The 14,594-nt window shown below is 66.9% G+C and carries 11 protein-coding genes; 3 read left to right on the forward strand and 8 right to left on the reverse strand.

Annotated elements, in window-relative coordinates; genetic code table 11:
• A complete protein-coding gene (locus ACFDS6_RS12945; RefSeq protein ID WP_375272580.1) occupies positions 1 to 1,617 on the reverse strand; it encodes an alpha-glucosidase in 1,617 nt (538 codons plus the stop codon).
• Entirely contained in the window at positions 1,614 to 3,452 is a 1,839-nt protein-coding gene (locus ACFDS6_RS12950; RefSeq protein ID WP_375272581.1) for an alpha-amylase family glycosyl hydrolase, read from the reverse strand. Before ACFDS6_RS12950 ends, ACFDS6_RS12945 begins: the two co-directional genes overlap by 4 nt.
• 138 nt (positions 3,453 to 3,590) lie before the next feature.
• On the opposite strand from ACFDS6_RS12950, the gene ACFDS6_RS12955 reads away from it, so the two are divergent.
• A complete protein-coding gene (locus tag ACFDS6_RS12955) occupies positions 3,591 to 4,640 on the forward strand; it encodes a LacI family DNA-binding transcriptional regulator (RefSeq protein WP_375272590.1) in 1,050 nt (349 codons plus the stop codon).
• Here ACFDS6_RS12955 and ACFDS6_RS12960 read toward each other — a convergent pair.
• From ACFDS6_RS12960 to ACFDS6_RS12985, 6 genes are all read right to left on the reverse strand, one after another.
• Positions 4,637 to 6,139 carry a tryptophan halogenase family protein gene (locus tag ACFDS6_RS12960; RefSeq protein ID WP_375272582.1) on the reverse strand — a complete coding sequence of 501 codons (1,503 nt, stop codon included), beginning with the start codon at positions 6,137 to 6,139 and terminating at the stop codon, positions 4,637 to 4,639. The genes ACFDS6_RS12955 and ACFDS6_RS12960 overlap by 4 nt on opposite strands.
• Before the next feature lie 118 nt (positions 6,140 to 6,257).
• Positions 6,258 to 9,119, reverse strand: a complete 2,862-nt coding sequence (locus tag ACFDS6_RS12965; RefSeq protein WP_375272591.1) for a TonB-dependent receptor — start codon at positions 9,117 to 9,119, stop codon at positions 6,258 to 6,260.
• 274 nt (positions 9,120 to 9,393) lie between these two features.
• Positions 9,394 to 10,080 (reverse strand): DUF6445 family protein, encoded by a 687-nt coding sequence (locus ACFDS6_RS12970; protein ID WP_375272583.1) that lies wholly within the window; start codon positions 10,078 to 10,080, stop codon positions 9,394 to 9,396.
• Positions 10,081 to 10,678: 598 nt separating this feature from the next.
• A complete protein-coding gene (locus ACFDS6_RS12975) occupies positions 10,679 to 12,094 on the reverse strand; it encodes a sensor histidine kinase (RefSeq protein WP_375272584.1) in 1,416 nt (471 codons plus the stop codon).
• Position 12,095: 1 nt separating this feature from the next.
• The gene (locus ACFDS6_RS12980) at positions 12,096 to 12,782 is read right to left on the reverse strand and encodes a winged helix-turn-helix domain-containing protein (RefSeq protein WP_375272585.1); all 687 of its coding nucleotides are present in this window, start codon (positions 12,780 to 12,782) and stop codon (positions 12,096 to 12,098) included.
• A gap of 15 nt (positions 12,783 to 12,797) precedes the next feature.
• Positions 12,798 to 13,133, reverse strand: coding sequence for a PDZ domain-containing protein (locus tag ACFDS6_RS12985; protein WP_375272586.1), 336 nt, complete (start codon positions 13,131 to 13,133; stop codon positions 12,798 to 12,800).
• Between the two features lie 222 nt (positions 13,134 to 13,355).
• Between ACFDS6_RS12985 and ACFDS6_RS12990 the strand changes: the two genes are divergently transcribed.
• Together ACFDS6_RS12990 and ACFDS6_RS12995 are read left to right on the forward strand one after the other, a co-directional pair.
• Positions 13,356 to 13,703, forward strand: coding sequence for a hypothetical protein (locus tag ACFDS6_RS12990; protein WP_375272587.1), 348 nt, complete (start codon positions 13,356 to 13,358; stop codon positions 13,701 to 13,703).
• Between the two features lie 3 nt (positions 13,704 to 13,706).
• Positions 13,707 to 14,426 (forward strand): AcvB/VirJ family lysyl-phosphatidylglycerol hydrolase, encoded by a 720-nt coding sequence (locus ACFDS6_RS12995; RefSeq protein ID WP_375272588.1) that lies wholly within the window; start codon positions 13,707 to 13,709, stop codon positions 14,424 to 14,426.
• Positions 14,427 to 14,594: the final 168 nt, after the last annotated feature.

Genomic DNA, 14,594 nt, shown 5'->3' on the forward strand with positions numbered 1-14,594 from the left:
TCAGTCCTTTCGCGCAATCAGCGCGCTGTAAGGGGCGAAGTCGGCGCCGCTGACGCCGATCGAGAGCAGGGGAATGAGGTCGGTCGCGTCCGCCCAGACCTGCGGCGCGGCCGACAGGTTGAAGGCGCAGACGACGCGGTCGTTGCGATGATTGCGCGCGAACACCAGCAGCGCGTCGTCGGCGTGGAGCACCTCGAAGTCGCCGAGCCGCAGCGCCGCCTCGTCGCGCCTGAGCGCCAGCACGCGCCGCGTCCAGTGGAGCAGCGACCCCGCGTCCGCTTCCTGCACGTCGACCGCGAGGCTCGCGTGATCGTCGCCGAGCGGCAGCCACGGCGGGGCGGTCGAGAAGCCGAGCTGCGGTGCGTCCGAGCGCCACGGCATCGGCGTGCGCGCGCCGTCGCGGGACAGCGTCAGCGGCCAGTTGGCGATCGCCTCGGGGTCCTGCAGCAGCTCGAACGGCACGTCGACCTGCGTCAGCCCCAGTTCCTCGCCGTAATAGAGGATCGGATTGCCGCGTAACGACCCGAGCAGCAGCATCTTCATCCGCGCGAACGCGTGCCGGACCTCAGGCGCGTGCTCGGGCGCGCACCAGCGCGAGATCGCGCGCGGCGCGTCGTGGTTCTCGAACGCCCAGCTCGGCCAGCCGACGCCCGGCTCATCGGGCCATTTCGTCACCGCCTCCGCCACCGCCGCCGGCGTCAGCGCGGGCGCGTAGAGGAAGTCGAAGCCGTAGGAGCTGTTGAGCCGCCGGTCGTCGGCGGTGAACAGCTTGCGCTCGCGGTCGCTGTCGGGGCCGCCGACCTCCGCCACGGTGAAGCGGTCGTCATACTCGTCGAACACCGCGCGAATGCGCTCGATGAAGGCGGGTATGTCGGCGTGGCTCTGGTTGTAGCGGTGCTCCTGGAAGTCGAACGGGCGCGTTCGCGGCTTGCCGTCGTCGGCGGCGGGCGGATTGTCCGGGAAGGCGGGGTCGTACATCAGGAAGTTGAGCGCATCGAGGCGGTAGCCGTCCGCGCCGCGGTCGAGCCAGAAGCGCGCCACGTCGAGCAAGGCTGCCTGCACGTGCGCGTTGTGGCCGTTGATCTGCGGCTGTTCCTTCAGGAAATTGTGCAGGTAATATTGCCCGCGCCGCGCGTCCCACGTCCACGCCGGGCCGCCGAACACCGACTGCCAGTTGGTCGGCGGGCTGCCGTCGGGCTTGGCATCGCGCCACACGTACCAGTCGGCGTGCGCGCCCGTCCGGCTGGCGCGGCTGTCCTTGAACCATGGATGCTGGTCGGACGTGTGCGCCCACACCTGGTCGAGCAGCACCTTCAATCCCAGCGCGTGCGCGCGCGCGACCAAGGCATCGAAGTCGGCCAGCGTGCCGAATACGGGATCGACGTCGCAGTAATCCGAGACGTCGTAGCCGAAATCGGCCATCGGCGAGGTGAAGAACGGCGAGATCCACACCGCGTCGACGCCGAGCGCGGCGACGTAATCGAGATGCGCGGTGATGCCGGGTAGGTCCCCTACGCCGTCGCCGTTCGCGTCGGCGAAGCTGCGCGGGTAGATCTGGTAGATGACCGCGCCCTTCCACCAAGCGCCATCCGTCTTGTTCGTCATCATATCGGTCATTGTGTCGCCCCCAGCGCGCACACGGCGTAACCGAACGCGGGCAGCGTGACACGCAGCGATCCGGGTGCCGCGACACGCGCGGCGCACCCGCTACCCGCCAGCACGCGCGCGGTGTCGGCGCCGGGCTCGACCTCGATCAGCCGCTCGATCGCGGCGCCGCTCGTGTTGAAGGCGAGCAGCACCTCGGCGTTCGTTGTCGGATCAAAGCGCGAGATCGCAAGCAAGCCCGGCTTCTCCTCGCGCGCGCGCAACACCTGCCGCCCACGCGTCAGCGCCGGCGTCTGGACGCGCAGCCGCGCAAGTGCCGCGATCTGCTTGAACAGCGGATTGTCCTGCCCGAAATGCGCCATCGCGGTGGTCGTCGCCGTGCCGAGCAGGCGATTGTCGTTGTAGCTCGCCACCTTGCTCGCAAACATGTCCTCCCGCGCATCCTGATCGTTGCCGTCGCCGGTGAACCCCTGCTCGTCGCCCGAATAGACAGTCGGCACGCCGCGAAGCGACAGCAACATTGCGTTGCCCAGCATCACGCGGCGCATCACCTCATCGTCGCTCGCCTGCGGGAATGCCTGACGGACGTAATAAGCGAAACGGCCGTTGTCGTGGTTGCTGACGAAGGTCGGCAATTGCTGCGCAGCATCCGCGCCGCCTTCGTAGAGCGGATCGCCCTTGAACAGCACCTCGAACGCATCGGTGCCGCGCTTGCCCGCCACCGTTTCGATCACCGCCTGACGGAATGCGAAGTCGAGCACCGCGGGCAGCTTGTCCACGCGAGTGTGCTCGGCGAGCGCGCCGGCATCGACCGAGCCATGCGAGACTTCACCGAAGATGTGGAAGTTTGAGATACCCTTCGCCTTGGCGCGCGCGCGCATCGCGGGGACGAAGGCCTGCCAGAACTCGGGATTGACGTGGCGCGCGGTGTCAATGCGGTAGCCGTCGACGCCGAACCGGTCGATCCAGCCGCCGAAGATGTCGATCATGCCGGAGACCACGCGCGGGTTCTCGGTCATCAAATCGTCGAGCCCGACGAAGTCACCCATCGTCGAACTCTCGTTCTCGAACGTGGTGTTGCCGCGGTTATGGTACAGATTGATGTCGTTCAGCCAGTCGGGCGATTTGGCGTGCTCGTCCCCCTTCGCCAGATACGGCGTGTAAGCGTAGGTCGGGTCGGTCAGGTGCGCGAAATTGTCCGCGGTCTGCACGGCGTCACCCGCGAAGCCGGCGTTGATCGCGGGGCCGTTCACGCCGCCGCGGCGCAGATAGGGGTAGTCGGCGCGGCTGCGATAGGCGCACGCGCCGCACTCGCGATACTGGATCACGTCGGCGGTGTGGTTGACGATGATGTCCATGTACACCTTGATCCCGCGTGCGTGCGCGGTATCGACCAGCGCCTTGAACTCGGCGTCCGTTCCCAGATGCGGATCGACGTGGTTGAAGTCGGTGATCCAGTAACCGTGGTAGCCGGCGCTCTCCTGGCCGGCCGCGCCCTGGACAGGCTTGTTCTTGAAGATGGGGCCGACCCAGATCGCGGTCGCGCCGAGCGCCTGGATGTATGGCAGGCGGCGCATCAACCCCTTCAGGTCACCGCCGTGATAGAAGCCTTTCGACGTCGGATCATAGCCGGTGCGCAGGCGGTCGCCGGTCAACCCGCCGCGGTCGTTCTTGGGATCGGCATTGTCGAACCGGTCGGGTAGCGCGAAGTAGATCACCTCGTCCTGCGGCAGCCTTTCCCGCAGCGCCTGGAGCGTCGCTTGCGCCGGTGCGACTTGCGCCAGCGCGGGGGCTCCGGCCGCGAGCATCGTCGCCGCGAGCACCGCCCGTATCATCCTGCCCCGCATCGTCTTGTCCCCTCCCGGCTTGGCCGGCGGTTTGCGGCGCACGAGGGCGAATGCCAAGCGCGCAGCATACGTATTCACACGGCGGCCGGCCGGGCCTACACTGCCGGCAATGATTTGAGAGGATTGATCTTCGCCGTTATGGCGCGCCCCGCTTCCCCCTCCGGCTCCCGCCTTTCGTCCGCCGACCGACCGACCTCGTTCGACATCGCCGAACTCGCGGGCGTTTCTCAGCCAACGGTTTCGCGTGCCTTGCGCGGAGACAAGACAGTCAGCGAGCGGACGCGGATGCGGATCGAAGCGATCGCGCAGCAGCTGAACTACAAGGTCGACCGCGCCGCCTCGTCGCTACGCCGTGGTGAGGTGAAGACGCTCGCACTCCTGTTTTTCGAGGACCCGCTGCCCGACGGGTCCAACATCAACCCGTTCTTCCTGGCGATGCTCGGCTCCATCCTGAAGACGTGCAGCCAGCGCGGCTACGATCTGCTGACCTCGTTCCAGCGCTGGTCGGCGGACTGGCACGTCGATTACGAGGACACGCGCCGCGCCGACGGGCTGATCCTGCTCGGCTACGGCGACTGGGAGGATTACCGCGCGCGCGTCGAGCAACTGTTCGCGCAGGGCACGCGCTTCGTGCGCTGGGGTGCGCCGAGCGAGGTCGGCACGACGATCGGCTGCGACAATGTCGCGGGCGGGCGCGCGGCGGGCGAGCATCTGATCGCGCGCGGGTGCCGCAGCATCGCCTACATTGGTGAGGCCAGCGAGCGTTATCCCGAGTTCCGCGACCGCTACGCCGGTCTTGCCGACGCCTTGCACGCGGCCGGTCTGCCCGTCGATCCCGGCCTGCACGTCGACGCGCTGTCGGTCGAGCAGAAGGGTTACGAGGCGGTGCAGCGGTTGCTCGCGCGTGGGATCGCGTTCGACGCGGTGTTCTGCGCGTCAGACCTCCTCGCGCTTGGCGCCCTGCGCGCGCTGAGCGAGGCGGGACGGTCGGTGCCCGATGACGTTGCGCTTATTGGATTCGATGACATCCCCGCCGCCAGCCACACGCACCCGCCACTGACGACGGTGGCGCAGGATTACGGCCGCGGTGGCGCCGAACTGGTCGACACGTTGATCCGGCAGATCGCGGGCGACGCCACGCACGACCTGTTGCTGCCCTCGCGCCTGGTGGTGCGCGCCTCCGCCTAAACCGGCGCGCGTGCTGCGCAATGCTGCGCAACGAAGCTGGCGTGTGACGGCATCTGTGCCGCTTCGCGCGCGATCAGCTGTCGCATCAGCTCGAGGTATTCGTCATTGTCCGCGCGGGTCTCCGCGTCGGCGATGGGATGGTAGCCACGCGGGATCACGCTTTGTCCGATCAGCACTTGGATCCAAGCCACCTCGGTGAACAGCTCCTCGTGCTCGCGTGTCACGTGCGCCTGCTCGCGCCAAACGTCCAGCTTGTGGCTCAGCGTGTCGGGCAGATCGGCGGCACGGCGATCTCGCCAGAATGGCTCGTCGCGCGCGTTCGCGTGATAATGCAGGATCAGGAAGTCGCGGATACGCTCGTATTCGAAGTCGGCTTGAGCGTTATACTCGTCGCGCTGCGCCTGTGCCGTTGCGCGACCCGGCAGCATCTTCAGCAGCCGCGCGATCGCGGTCTGGACTAGGTGGAGGCTGGTTGACTCGAGTGGCTCCATGAACCCGGCAGCGAGTCCGACCGCGACGACGTTGCCGCGCCACATCTCGCGTCGTTTTCCGGTCGTGAAGCGGATCGGGCGTGGATCGGCCTCCGTCGCACTATCGAGATTGGCGAGCAGGTGCGCCGCCGCTTCATCGTCGGACAGGTGGGCGGAGGAGTAGACGATGCCGTTGCCGGTGCGGTGCTGCAGCGGGATGCGCCACTGCCACCCGGCGCGATGCGCGGTCGCGCGCGTGTACGGCGTCAACGCGGCCGCGCGGGCGGACGGCACCGCCAGTGCGCGGTCGCACGGCAGCCAATGCGTCCAATCGTCGTAGCCGACGCCCATCGCTTCGCCGATCAGCAGCGCCGCGAAGCCGGTGCAGTCGATGAACAGGTCGCCCGTCACGCACGCGCTGTCCTCCAGTGTCAAAGCGGAGACATCGCCCGTCTCGCCGTGGCGCTCCACTGACACGATCCGCCCTTCGACCCGCTCGACTCCGCGCGTTTCGGCGAAGCGGCGCAGCAGGCGGGCGTAGAGTGCCGCGTCGAAGTGGAAGGCGTAGGGCATTGCCGGCAGCATCTGCGCCGTACGGGCCGGGCCGCGCTGCATCCGATCGGCGCGGGCAGCGACCTCGTTAAGCGAGAAGCTGCCGAGCGGGGCGACCGTCCCATCCGCGCGCGCGCGCAGCCAACGATGGTGGAAGCCGAGCAGCCCGGACTCGCGCCCGACATCGCCGAAGGCGTGCATGTATCGCTCGCCCGGGCGCGTCCAGCCAGCGAACTCGATCCCAAGTTTGAAGGTCCCGCCCGTTGCGCGCAGGAATGCGTCCTCGTCCAATCCCAGCGCCTGGTTGAACAGCTGGATCTGCGGGATCGTCGCCTCGCCGACGCCGATCGTGCCGATCGTCTCCGATTCAACCAGGCGGATGCGATAAGCGTGGCCAGGGAGGAAGTGCGACAACGCTGCCGCGACCATCCACCCCGCGCTGCCGCCGCCGGCGATGACGATGTCGGTCTGGGTCATGGCGCCTCCTAGCGCGCGGTGGTGCACGCTTCAAAGAAAAGGCCGCCGGCATCGAAGGCGATGCAGGCGGCCAGTGATCCGATCGGGGAGGATCAGAACGTTACCCGAGCCGGACGGCTCAGAACTTGTAGGTCAGGCCAATGTAGTAATCGCGGCCGTAGCGCTGGTAATCGATGACCTGATCGCGCTCACCGGTGTTGTAGGTGATGAACGGCCGATCGGTCAGGTTCTTGCCCTGCGCCATGATCGAGAAGCCGCGCAGCGGCCCGTCCTGGAACTCGTACCCGATCTGCGCATCGAGGATCGCCTCGGCGCGCGCGGTGCGGAACGTCGGGGCGGCCGATAGACCCGCGACCTCCGCGAGGAAGGACGAGCGGTAGCGGTAGTTGGCGCGCGCCTGGAAACCCCATTTCTCGAAGAACACGGTACCGCTGCCGGTCCACTTCGACAGGCCGGGCAGGGTGATCGGATCGGGATTGTTGGCGTAGCGGATCGTCGACTGCGTGTAATTGCCGGTCACGAACGCGCCGAAACCGTCGAGTGCGCTGGTCACCATGCGGAACGGCAGCGACAAGGTCGCTTCCGCGCCGAGAATGTCGCCGCGGCCCGAATTATCGGGGCGGCTGATGGTGCCGATCTGCTGACCGTTGGCGATCGCCTGCGCCTGCTGCGCCGGGGTGAGGGCCGAGAGCAGGGGCGAGAAGTCGAACGGGATCGTCGTCGCCGGGTTCACGAAGTCGTCGAGCTTCTTGTAATAGCCCGACAACGCGACGTAGCCGCCGCCGCTGCCGAAATACTTCTCCAGCGACACGTCGACGTTGGTCGACTGGTACGGGCGCAGCGAGGTGTTGCCGCCGTTCGAGCTGAACACCGGGTTCACCGCGATCGGCTGCACGCCGATGTTGCCCGGACTGATGCTCACGTCCTGTGTCACGCGCTCCTGGTCGAGGCGCGGGCGCACCATCGTACGCGAGGCGCCCAGCTTCACGTAACCTCCGTCGATCAGTTCGACCGAGAAGGTAGCGGACGGCAGCACGCGCCAGAACTTCGCGCCCTCGTTCGCGGGGGCGATCGTCACCACGCCGCCGGTCAGGCCGGCGATCTGCCCGTCCGAGCTCTGGTCGGTGTAGATCGCCTGGACGCCGAGAGCGCCCTTCAGTGCCTTGCCGCTCACCTCGCCGTCGACGGTCAGCTTGGCGTAACCGGTGTAGACGTTCTCGGTCACGGTATTGTCGCGCACCAGCGAGCCTGGGCGTCCATCAAAGGCGGCGTTCAGCGAATTGTTGTACAGGTACAACGGATCGAGCGTCAGCATCGCCGGAATGCCGAGATAGGTGAGCGGGATGTTGCTGTTAAGCTGCGCTTCGGCGGGCACGTTGGCGCTGGTCGGCGTGCCGCTCGCCAGCGTGCAGTTGGTGCCCGCACCGCGCGGGCACAGGAAGAACGATGTGTATTCGCTGGTCTTCTTGCGGCGGCTGTAGTTGGCGCCGACCTCCCAGCCCTTAACCACACTGCCCTCGAACTCGCCGTTCAGGCTGGCGCGCAGCGACTTCAGATCATCCTTGAACTTGGGCTGGTTGAGGAAGCCCGACTGCACGACCTGCTGCGTGCCGTTGTTGCCCCAGCCCTGCGGATCGGTCAGCTTGAAGATGCTGGTGTTGGTGTAATCGAGCGTCGGCGCGAACGAGAAGGTGCCGTCGCCGTTCTGCGTGACACGAACGGTGTCGGCCAGCCCGCTCTTGGCGAAGCCGGTGCCGGTGTTGGTTTCCAGCAGAAAGTCGGTGCGCGTCGCGCGGCTCCAGCTCGCGTCGACGTTGAAGTGCGTCGTCTCGCCCAGCGTGAAGTCGTTGTTCCAGCCGAGCGACAGGTTCTCCGCGTCGCGCCGGTTATAATCGTTGCGTTGCACCGCGAATACGTTGCTGAACGTGCCCGCGGTGAGGAAACCGTTCTCGACCGTCGTGTTGCTCAGCACGGTGCCGGTCGGGTTGTCCGCGTTGCGCGCCTGGCCGTCGAGTGGGAACTCGATGCCGCGCAGGACCTGCGTTTCCTTGAAGTTCGAGTAGAGCGCGTCGAAGGTCGAGTGAAAGTTGTCGCTCGGCTGCCACTCCAGCGTCGCGACCGCACCGTAGCGCTTGAGCTCGTTCGACTGGACGTAAGGCTTGGCGCCGCTCAGCCGGTACGGGTCGGCGGCAGTGCCGGTACCGTTATAGCCCCATGCGTTGTAACGCTCGTTCTGCGATGGCGTCTGCGTCGCGGACACGCCCACTGCGATGCCCAGCGTGTCGTCGGCGAACTTGTCGACGTAGGTCGCCGAGGCACGATAACCGTAGCGCGAGCTGTCGGGGTTGAGGTTGTCGATCCCGTTCATCTGCCCGCGCGCGTTGATCGCGAACACGCGCTGCGACTGGTCGAGCGGGCGCAGCATGCGCAGGTCAACAGTACCCGAGATGCCGGCGGCGATCAGCGACGCGTCGGCCGACTTGTAGACGTTCACGTTGCGGAAGAATTCGGACGGATACTGGTCGTACTCGACGCCGCGGTTGTCGCCGACGGTCACCTGCTCGCGGCCGTTCAACAGCGTGGTCGAGAAGTCGGGGCCGAGGCCGCGGATCGACAGCCGCTGGTCGCGGCCCTCAAGCCGCTGCGCGGTGACGCCGGGAATACGCGCGAGCGAGTCGGCGATCGACACGTCGGGCAGCTTGCCGACGTCCTCGGCCGAGACCGAGTCGACGATCAGCGTCGAGCGGCGCTTGATATCGGCCGATTTGGCGAGGCCGGCGCGGATGCCGGTGACGACGATGTCGGTACCTTCGCCGACATCCGTGCCGGTCGCGGTAGGATCGGGGTTGGCATTGGCGTCCGGCGTCGGATCGGCGGGCGGCGTCGGCTGCGTCGCGGTGACCGCGCCCGTGGGATTGGCGGTCGGTGCGTTGGGGTTCGGTGTCTCTTGCGCAGCAGCAGCGCCGCTGGCGAGCAGCATGACGCCGGCGATGGCGAGCGTGCTGCTACGCAGGCTGAGGTGCGTGCGAGCGGACAAAGATGGCGTGAATGACGTGAACAAAGGAAACCTCCCCCGAAAGCCGCACCTGCCGCGCGCGACGCGCTAGGTGTCTATGTGGCGTGATGGAGGCGACCTACGGCTGATGCGGGCCGTGTCACAAGAAAGCTACATACGTATTCACCGGCTCGGCAACGCGCTCTGTGTCGCTGCTGTGGCCGCGAAGTCACATCCGCGCCGGCACGCCCGCGGCCCTTTAACCCAGCGCGTCGAGGAAGGTGTTGACGGTCAATCTGCCGTCATACGGGTCGGGGCTGAACGACATGTCGGGCGGTATGTCGGCACAATGGAGGGTGTTTGAGCGGTAGAGGATCGCGCGGTTGAAGCGTGCCTGATGACGCGCCACGCGCTCGAACACCGGTGAGTCCGCGCCGATATAGCCGGCATCCGGCAGGCCGTGGCGCGCGAGATCGTCGGCGAGCGCGGCGCGGTAAGCGGCCAGGCGCGCGGCATCGACCGACTCGTAACCGGTCGAGCGCTGGCGAAAAAAGGCGGTGCCGCTCCGCTCGTCGGGCGACAGATAGTGGAGCAGCGCGAGCCGGGTGGGGGAGACTTCGTCGAAATGCGGGAGGCGCTGGATCGGCGCGAGGTCGGACGGCGGTGTCGTGACGACCGAGTAGAAGCTATCGACGATCGACAGGTCGGCGAGCCCGAACACCTCCCGCATGATCGGCAACAGCGCGGTAATGAACGGGCGCAGCACCGCCTGAGGCACGAGTGCGCGGACGCCGGGGTAATGTGCGCCGATCCGCGAGAAGGAGAGAAACGTCGCGTCCTCGCGCAGCACGTGCGGGTCGGGCGCGAAATCGTCGATGACGACGACCGGCTGCGCTTCATCGCCGTGCGCGTGGACGCTGAACTGCCAAGTATCGCTGATCGCCATGTCGCGTTCGCGATGCCATAAGATGCGGGTAGAGGTAAGCCGGGGAAGGGATGGCCGGCAGCAGCCACGCGGCGCCATGCCGTTGTTCTGAGCAGCAGAAGCGCTGGCCCATACGCTGAGATCGCGGCGCGCATGGTCCCGGTCACGTGACCGGCGTCGGCGCGAAGGCCCGCGGCTGGCTTCGGATGGAACCGGTGTCGGTCGGCTATGAGGTTTGGCATCGCTTGGAGGACTTCCCGGTCGAATATTAAGACGAGCGCTCGCCGCCGATCTCGAACACGTCGGGCCAGAATGAGCTGACGCGGAGCACGACCTGAGGCCAGAGGCGAGTTCATCGCCGCGACCGCGGACGAGCAACAGCTCGGACTCGAGACGCCGACGAGGTGAGGCGTCGCTGGCGCCCGTCCTAACCAGCCTTCCGCCGACTCTCCCCTATCCCGAGCAAGGTTTACGGGCAGATCGCGGCTTCGTCATATTCGAGGCATGCTTCGGAGATGGCGTTTACCATGATGGCGGCTAGAATAGCAGCGACATTGTATAGCTTAAGTTAGCCGCTCAACTGTTTAGGAAGGCGGTATTGCCTCGCGCCTCGCATAGGTCATGTTTTCGCCGACCTGCGTCCGATGGTTGGAACAATCGACACGGCACTTATAGCGCCCACATCTATCATCGGCGTTAGTGGAAGGCTAAGCATGACTTGCAGGCCACCGGCACCTGCGAGCGAAACGTCACCACCGTGTAGCCGCGCAACCGCCGCAACAAGCGACAGACCCAGTCCCGCTCCCGTTCCACCGCGTGCTTCTTCGATGCGTCCGAAGCGGCGAAGCGCGGTAGCGCGGTGCTCTGGTGCGATGCCGGCCCCTTCGTCGGTGACCGACAGACAGGCCCATCCTCCGCGAGCTTCAACCGACAGCGTAATGGCGCCAGCGCCGTATTTCAGCGCATTGTCGACCAGGTTGGAGAGCGATTGCGCGACGAGTTCGCGGTGAAGCGGCAAGATCAACGTTGCATCACCGGCGACGCGGATCGTGCGCCCCGCTTCCTCGACCAGAGGTTCATAGATGTCGGCGATGTCGCGTAGTTCGGCGGCGAGGTCGGTGGCGACGAAGAGGTCGCGACCGATCCCGGCCTCGGCTCGGGTGATGGAGAGTGCGGTTTCGACCATGTGCAGGACCCGCGTGCCCTCCGCCATCGCGCGATCGACCGCCCCGATGGCGGCGGGCGTGTCGATGTTGTGCACGGCGCGCTCCAGCGCCGAGTGGAGGCGGGTAAGCGGGGATTTCAGGTCATGGGCGAGCATGTCGGTGGCGAGCGTCAGTTCTCCCATCAGATGCTCGACCCGCTCCAGCATGGCGTTGATCGTGTCAGCGAGCACGGCGAAGGCATCCTCCGCCCCGGTCGCGGGCACGCGGCGGGAGAGGTCACCGGCGCGCACTGCCGCCAGCGTGGCGATCGTTCCGTCGAGCCGCAGAACGATCATCCGCGCTGCCAGCCACGCCGCCAGCGCGGCAAAGGCGATGGCCAGCGCTAGTGCTACAGGGGTCGCCAGTTCGAGCAGGCGGATCATGTTCATCTCGTCTTCGACGACGCTGCCGGTCAGCAGGCGCGATCCGCCGGGCAGGTCGGAGACGTGGAGCAGCATCGCCTCGGGCGCGGCATGACCCACGCGGTACAGTTCGGCATGGCTGCGATCTGACAGCGCGACGTCGGGCGGCCAGGCCGAGAGATTGCCCGCGACGATCCGGCCGCTGCGATCGGCGAGCAGCAGCACGGCGTCCGCGGTTGCGGGATCGCCGGCGCTGCGCTGCGCCACCGCCTGCCGCAACGCGGCGTCGCCGCCCCCGGCATGTACGCTGAGCAGGTCCTGGCGCAGCAGCTCGCCGGTCTGGATCGCGGACGCGTAAACCTGGCTGCGCACCACCCAGTGTACGCAGGTAAGCAAAGCGGCCGCCGCGACGCATTGCAGCAGGAAGACCAAGGAGGCGAAGCGCAGCGTCGTCGAGCGCCAGTTCATGTCAGGCGCCCACGCCCATCCGGTACCCGACTCCGCGCACGGTGTGGAGCAGCGGGCGTGCGAAACCCTCGTCCACCTTCTTGCGCAACCGGCTGAGATGGACGTCGATGACGTTGGTGCCGGGATCAAAATGATAATCCCACACGCCTTCGAGCAGCATGGTGCGGGTCACGACCTGATCGACGTGACGCAGGAGATACTCGAGCAGCCGGAACTCGCGCGGTTGCAGCGGCAGTACTCGGCCGTCGCGGGTCACGCGGTGCGCGAGCAGGTCCATCTCGAGGTCGTCGCAGCGCAGCACCGTCTCGATCGCGGGCGTTGCCGTGCCGCGGCGCACCTGAAGCCGGATGCGCGCGAGCAGTTCGGCGAAGGCGAACGGCTTGACGAGGTAATCGTCCGATCCGCCGACCAGACCCTTTACGCGATCCTCCGCCGACCCGAGCGCGGACAGGATGATGACCGGGGTGGTCACGCCTGCGCCGCGCATGCCCGCGAGCACGGCCATGCCGTCGATGCCGGGCAACATACGGTCCAGCACGATGCAGTCGTAACCGCCGCCAGTCGCCTGGAACAGGCCGTCGCGGCCGGTTGCGCAGCAATCAACGACGAAACCTTCTTCCACCAATCCCTTGGAGATGTAGGCCGCGGTTGCCGCATCATCCTCGATCAGCAGGATCTTGTGCGACATGCCGCGCTCCGTTCCTCAAAACATGATGACGTCGGCCAGATGCCCGGCACGCCGCACCGCCAGCTCGGTGTGCTGCCCCGATGCCATCGTCCGCTCGACCTGGGCAAGCGATTGCGGCACGCGTCCGTCGACGCGTTCGATCACGTCGCCGACGCGCAGCCCGGCGCGATCGGCCGCGCCGTGCGCCTTGAGGCTGGTGACGACCGGCAACGAGCCGGTCAGCGTCGCGCCGGCGGCGGTGCCGTCGACACCACGATTGGCATGGAGCGCGCGCAACGCGAGCGCGCCGCCTAGTAGTGCGAGCATCGCGAGCAGCTGCGCCGCACGGCGGATAAAGCGCAGATCGTTCATTGCCACACCGGCTTTGCCGGTTGCAGCGATGCCAGCAACTCGGCGATGATGCGCATCGCGACAGCGTCTGATGACCAGGGAAGCATGAGCGTTCCTCTTGCGCGAGCCGAGCCGTGTTCCCGCCGTCGGCCGATCCGCAGGTTCGGGCTATGGGCGCGACATTACGAAATGCTCATGCCACTGCCAGCACGCTGACAAGGCCGCGTCCCTAGGTCGCGATCGGTGAACAACGCGCACCCCGACCGCGGCACCCGGCGACGCGTGCTCGACGAGCGGACCTGCCGGATGATCTGTCCGATCGCGGCGGGGATGGTGGGCGTGTGCCTGACGGGCATCAGCCTGTTGCACCTGGGTCAGATCAACGGGCGTCGCGCGGGATTGGCCGACGACCTGCTGGCGTTCGACGCATTGTGCTTCCTGGTCGCGACCCTGGCATCGTACATCGCGCTGCGGCGGGGCGACCATCGCCGACTGCATCGCATGGAGCGGGTCGCGGACGTCACCTTCATCACCGCAATGCTGACGCTGACCGTCGCCTGCTTCGACATCACCTATACGTTGACAGGATGAGCCATGCTCCGTCGCCGCCGCTCCTCCATCGTGCTCACCATTCTGACCCCGGTCCTCGGCGCGCTCGGGTTCCTCACTTACATGGGCTGGTTCGGCGGGCCGGTGTATCGCCTGTTTCCCGCATCCGTCGCGGCACCGATGAGGCAACGCGGCACCGTGGCCGTGTTCCTGTCGGGAGACTCCGGGCTGAACATCGGCATGGGGTCGCGCGTGGTGCAGGCGATCGCGGACCGGGGCGTGCCGGTGCTCGCAGTCAATAGCCTCACCGCCTTCGCCAGTCGCCGCACGCCAGATGAGACGCGGACGATGATCGTGGAGACTATCCGGCGCGCGCTGGCGCTGCCAAATGCGCGGCGGGTGATCCTGATCGGCCAGTCGTTCGGTGCCGACATGCTGCAATACGGCGTCGCAGGCATGCCATCCGACCTTCGGCCGCGCATCGTGCAGGTGATCCTGACCGTCCCAGGCGAGACGTTGTTGTTCAAGGCGACACCCGGCGGGTTCCTTGACGGGGCACCCGATCTTCCAGCGCTGCCCAGCGCGCGAGCGATCGACTGGCTGCCGGTCACCTGCATCCACGGCGTACAGGAAGAAACCAGTCTCTGTCCGCTGCTGCACGGCCGCAACGTGCGCGTCGTCGCCTTGCCCGGCGACCATTACCTGCGTCACGACGCCGGCGCGCTTGCCGGCGCGATCTGGCGGGCGATCCGACAGGGATCGTGATGCCTGAGGACACGCGCATGACCGAATGTTCATGCCGCGTCGATCGGGCCGCAATTCGCCAAACTCTATTCCTCGCCGCGTCGTCATCAACGGCTTGAGGAAAGGGAGCACATGACCGCCATCCGGCGTCTTGCCAGCGCCATCACCACTGCACTCGTTCTGTGCGGC

The sequence above is a fragment of the Sphingomonas sp. genome, from assembly GCF_042095875.1.
Classification (GTDB): domain Bacteria; phylum Pseudomonadota; class Alphaproteobacteria; order Sphingomonadales; family Sphingomonadaceae; genus Sphingomonas.

Coding starts and splice junctions, on each gene's coding strand:
- ACFDS6_RS12965 (WP_375272591.1), bottom strand. CDS start 9,119: ATGCTGCTCGCCAGCGGCGCTGCTGCTGCGCAAGAGACACCGAACCCC.
- ACFDS6_RS12945 (WP_375272580.1), bottom strand. CDS start 1,617: ATGACCGATATGATGACGAACAAGACGGATGGCGCTTGGTGGAAGGGC.
- ACFDS6_RS12955 (WP_375272590.1), top strand. CDS start 3,591: ATGGCGCGCCCCGCTTCCCCCTCCGGCTCCCGCCTTTCGTCCGCCGAC.
- ACFDS6_RS12950 (WP_375272581.1), bottom strand. CDS start 3,452: ATGCGGGGCAGGATGATACGGGCGGTGCTCGCGGCGACGATGCTCGCG.
- ACFDS6_RS12960 (WP_375272582.1), bottom strand. CDS start 6,139: ATGACCCAGACCGACATCGTCATCGCCGGCGGCGGCAGCGCGGGGTGG.
- ACFDS6_RS12980 (WP_375272585.1), bottom strand. CDS start 12,782: ATGTCGCACAAGATCCTGCTGATCGAGGATGATGCGGCAACCGCGGCC.
- ACFDS6_RS12975 (WP_375272584.1), bottom strand. CDS start 12,094: ATGAACTGGCGCTCGACGACGCTGCGCTTCGCCTCCTTGGTCTTCCTG.
- ACFDS6_RS12995 (WP_375272588.1), top strand. CDS start 13,707: ATGCTCCGTCGCCGCCGCTCCTCCATCGTGCTCACCATTCTGACCCCG.
- ACFDS6_RS12970 (WP_375272583.1), bottom strand. CDS start 10,080: ATGGCGATCAGCGATACTTGGCAGTTCAGCGTCCACGCGCACGGCGAT.
- ACFDS6_RS12985 (WP_375272586.1), bottom strand. CDS start 13,133: ATGAACGATCTGCGCTTTATCCGCCGTGCGGCGCAGCTGCTCGCGATG.